At 70.6% G+C, this 4,399-nt stretch carries 4 protein-coding genes; all 4 read left to right on the forward strand.

The window, feature by feature from the left end; genetic code table 11:
* Nucleotides 1-1,138, forward strand: a 1,138-nt coding sequence (locus D7X74_RS39970) for an acyltransferase (protein WP_147446865.1), incomplete at its 5' end; no start/stop codon positions are given.
* Nucleotides 1,135-2,256: a sensor histidine kinase gene (locus D7X74_RS39975; RefSeq protein ID WP_120538184.1), complete on the forward strand. Its 1,122-nt coding sequence runs from the start codon at nt 1,135-1,137 to the stop codon at nt 2,254-2,256. The genes D7X74_RS39970 and D7X74_RS39975, both read left to right, overlap by 4 nt.
* Nucleotides 2,253-3,023: a LytTR family DNA-binding domain-containing protein gene (locus D7X74_RS39980; protein WP_120538185.1), complete on the forward strand. Its 771-nt coding sequence runs from the start codon at nt 2,253-2,255 to the stop codon at nt 3,021-3,023. The genes D7X74_RS39975 and D7X74_RS39980 overlap by 4 nt, the downstream gene beginning before the upstream one ends.
* Nucleotides 3,024-3,145: 122 nt before the next feature.
* On the forward strand, nt 3,146-4,399 hold a 1,254-nt coding region (dnaB, locus tag D7X74_RS39985; RefSeq protein WP_120538186.1), incomplete at its 3' end, for a replicative DNA helicase.

Here is a 4,399-nt window from a genome sequence, read left to right on the forward strand (position 1 = left end):
TCCCGCCCCCGACGCTCACCGCCCCGACCTGGACTGGCTCCGGGTGATGGCCATCGTGCTGCTGCACCTGTTCCACACCGGGATGATGTTCAACACCTGGGACTGGCACGTGAAGAGCCCCCAGGCGCTCCCGGTGCTGGAGCCCACCATGTCCGTGCTGCACCTGGTGCGCATGCCGCTGCTGATGCTCATCTCCGGCGTGGGCACCGCGTTCGCGCTGCGCCGACGCTCCCTGGGGGCCTTCGCGAAGGACCGGACGCGGCGGCTGTTGGGGCCGCTGGTGTTCGGCATGTTCGTGGTGGTGCCGCCGCAGATCTACGTGGAGCGGTTGTTCCAGGGGCGGTTCCAGGGCAGCTACGCCGCCTTCTACCCGACGGTGTTCGACCTCGTGCCCTACCCCGCCGGCAGCTTCAGCTGGCACCATCTGTGGTTCGTGGCCTACCTGTTCATCTACTGCCTGCTGGCCCTGCCCCTCTTCGCCGCGCTGCGCACGGCCCGGGGCGAACGGTGGCTCGCGCGCGCCGACGTCTGGCTGTCGCGCGGGTGGAACGTGGCGTGGTTGGTGGTGCCGCTCGCGCTCAACCGGCAGTTGCTGCGGGACTGGCCGGAGACGCACGCCCTCCTGGATGATCCGCGCACCTTCATCCATTACGGGTTGCTGTTCCTGTACGGGCACCTGTTGGGCCGCTGCCCCGGGATCTGGACGCGGCTGGTGACGCTGCGGCACGGGATGCTGGCCATCGCCGTGGCGGGGCTCGTTCCGGCGATGGCGGAGTCGTCGCTGCCGGCCCCGGTACACATGCTGGCGGGGAGTGTCGTCCTCTGGGGCACGCTGCTGGCGGCGCTGGGCTACGCGCGTCACCACGTGCGCGTGGCGCCCCCGTGGCTTGGCCGGGCGCAGGCGCTGTCGTACCCGTTCTACATCTTCCACCAGACGGTCATCATCTGCGTGGGCTACCTCCTGCTGCGCCTTCCCGTGGGCCCCTGGGCGCTGCTGGGCCTGGTGCTCACCGGGTCCTTCGTCCTCACGTGCGCCCTGACCGTGGGGGTCTCCCGCGTCTCCTGGCTCAGGCCGTTCTTCGGCCTCAAGGCCGGGGCCACCCGGACCGCCCCCCTGGCCCCCGGGACGGTGGGGTGAGCACCGTGTCCGTCGAGTCCCAACCCGGGCCCCCGCGCTGGTACTGGCCGCGTCTGCGGGCCCGGCCGGCACTGAAGGTGCTGCTGTTCTGCGTGGCCCTGGGGGTGTGGCAGGGCAGCGCCGTGCGGTTGGAGCAGCTCTCCTACCGCGACCCTGGTCCCTGGGCCCCCGCGTTCATCTGGGAGGTGACGAGCGCGCTGGCCGTCGCGCTGGCGATTCCCCTGATGATGACGGCGGTCCTCAACGCGCCGGGCCCCCGCGTGGGCTGGGCGCGGTTCCTGGGCATCCACGCCGGGGCCTTCGTCCTCTTCACCACCCTGCATGTCTCGGTGATGACGGCCCTGCGCCACGGGGCCTACGCGCTCCTGGGCCTGGGGAGGTACGACTTCGGGCCGCTCACCTACAAGCTCCCGATGGAGGCCCAGAAGGACCTCATCAGCTACGGGTTGATCTGCGCCGTCATCTCGCTGGGGGCCGCGTGGAGGGAGCGCCAGCGGCGGGCGCTGCGGGCGGCGTCCCTGGAAGGTGAGCTCAAGGCCGCGCAGCTCCAGTCGCTCACCGGCCAGTTGCACCCCCACTTCCTCTTCAACGCGCTGAACACCATCAGCTCGGTGATGTACGAGGACCTGTCGCGCACGGACCGGTTGCTGAGCGACCTGGGACAGCTCCTGCGGGCCAGCCTGGAGCGCACGGAGCCAACCTGGACGCTGGGCGAGGAGCGGGGTCACACCGAGCGCTTCATCGCGCTCCTGGCGGCGCGCTTCGGGGACCGGCTGGCTGTGCGCTGGAGCGTGGAGCCAGGGCTGGAGGCGCAACACGTGCCGTGCTTCGCCCTGCAGACGCTGGTGGAGAACGCCGTGAAGCACAACCAGGACCTGCGCACGCCGCTGGAGGTGCGCATTCGCGGCCGGGGCCACGGCGCGCGCTGGGCCTTGGAGGTGGAGGACACCGGGCGCGGCTTCGGCGCCCCGTCGCCGTCGAAGGGGCCGGGCGTGGGGCTGGCGCAGTTGGAGCGGGTGCTGACGCTGCTGCACGGGGGCCAGGCCGGGCTGGAGCGCGGCGCGGGGCCGGAGGGCGGCGCCCGGGTGACGGTGTGGCTGCCCCGGGAGGCGTCATGACGGTGTTCCGCGTCCTGGTGGTGGACGACGAAGCCCCCGCGCGCACGAAGGTGCTGCGCCTGCTGGCGGCCGACGCGCGCTTCACGCCCGTGGGCGAGGCCGTGGACGGCACGGAGGCGCTCGCGCGCATCGAAGCGCTGCGGCCGGACCTGGTGGTGCTGGACGTGCAGATGCCCGGCCTCACCGGCTTCGAGGTGCTGGAGGCGCTCGGGCCGGAGGCGTGCCCGGCGGTCATCTTCTCCACGGCCTATGAACGCTTCGCGCTCCAGGCCTTCGAGGCCCACGCGGCGGACTACCTGCTCAAGCCCTATGACGCCGCGCGCTTCGCCCGGGCGCTCGACAAGGCCCATGCGCTCCTGTCCGCGGGCGAACGCGGCACGGCCTCCCTGGACGCCCTGCTGACGACGGTGGCGCGGGCCCGGCCGGAGCGCCCCCTGGAGCGGCTGGTGGTGAAGGTGGGCGAGGGCTGGGTGCCGCTCAAGCTGGACACCGTGTGGCGCCTGTCCTCGGAGGACAAGTACGTGCGGCTCCACACCGCCCAGGGTGAGCACCTGGTGCGCCAGACGCTGCGGGCCCTCGAGGAGCGCCTGGACCCCGCCCGCTTCGTGCGGGTGCACCGGGGGGACCTGGTGAACCTGGAGGCCGTCGCCCGGCTGGAGCCCTGGACCCATGGCGACGGAATCCTCGTCCTGAAGGATGGCTCCACGGTGATCCTGAGTCGGACCTACCGGGAGTCCTTCCTCCAGCAGTGGGGCGCGGCCGAGTGAGCCGCCCTGGGACGTCCCTTCACCGGGCGTCCGGGTCCCACCCCTTGCTACAGGTCTGTTGAAGGGAAACTGGACGTTCCGCCGAACGTGTCAGACGCTGGCAGTAGAGGTTCCAAGCAGCCATGCAGAACGTCCTGGACGGTAGGGAAGGTCGGCGGGTCCATGAGGATCTCGCCGCGGAGCGCGCGGTGCTCGGCGCCGTGCTGGCGGACAACGGGCTGATTACGCCCGTGGCGGAGGTCATCCACGCGGACGACTTCTCCAGTCCCTCGCACGCGCAGATCTTCGGCGCGATGATGCGGCTGGACGCGCAGAGCAAGCAGGTGGACCACCTGACGCTCGCGGAGGAGCTGAAGATCCTCGGGCAGCTCGTCGCGGTGGGGGGCCCGGCGTACCTGATGGGGTTGGACCAGGTCGTCCCGCTGGCGGCCAACGCCGTGCAGTACGCCCACATCGTCAAGGATCAGGCGCTGCGCCGGCGCCTGGCCAACGTGGGCCGGGAGATCCAGGACCTGGCCAGCCAGGAGACGGGCGAACTGGAGGTCCTGCTCGACGAGGCGGAGCGCAAGGTCTTCCTCCTCGCGGAGAAGAAGCGCGAAGGCGACCTGCGGCCGGTCAGCGAGCTGATGGAGCAGACGCTCGACCTGCTGGACAAGATGAAGGCCGCGTCCACGGGCGTGACGGGCCTGTCCACGGGCTTCATCGACCTGGACATGCAGCTGACCGGCCTGCACGCGGGTGAACTCATCATCCTCGCGGCGCGTCCCGGCATCGGCAAGACGTCGCTCGCGATGAACATCGCGGTGCACGCGGCGCTCAAGGAGAACAAGGCGGTCGGCATCTTCAGCCTGGAAATGCCCGCGGATCAGTTGCTCATGCGTCTGCTCGCGTCCACGGCGCGCGTGGACATGAAGAAGCTGCGAGGCGGCCGGCTGTCGCCGCACGACGAGGAGAAGTTCCAGGAGATGGCGGGCGCGCTCTACAACGCGCCCATCTACATCGACGACTCCGGCGGCCTGTCCCCGTTCGACCTGCGCGCCAAGGCGCGGCGCGTGAAGCAGAAGGATCCGCGCTTGTCGCTGCTCGTCATCGACTACCTTCAGCTGATGCACCAGAAGGGCAAGGTGGAGAGCCGCCAGTTGGAAGTCGCGGAGATCTCCCGTGCGCTCAAGCAGCTGGCCAAGGAGCTGTCGGTGCCCATCATCGCGCTCAGCCAGCTCAACCGTAAGGTGGAGGAGCGCAAGGGCGGCAAGCCCATGCTGTCCGACCTGCGTGAGTCCGGCTCCATCGAGCAGGACGCCGACGTGGTGATGTTCATCCACCGCGAGGATCAGGACGAGGGCGAAGGCGGCGAGGGCGGAGGAGGTGGTGGTGGC

It is taken from the genome of Corallococcus sp. CA047B (genome assembly GCF_003612065.1).
Lineage (GTDB): Bacteria > Myxococcota > Myxococcia > Myxococcales > Myxococcaceae > Corallococcus > Corallococcus praedator.

Coding starts and splice junctions, on each gene's coding strand:
- D7X74_RS39980 (WP_120538185.1), top strand. CDS start 2,253: ATGACGGTGTTCCGCGTCCTGGTGGTGGACGACGAAGCCCCCGCGCGC.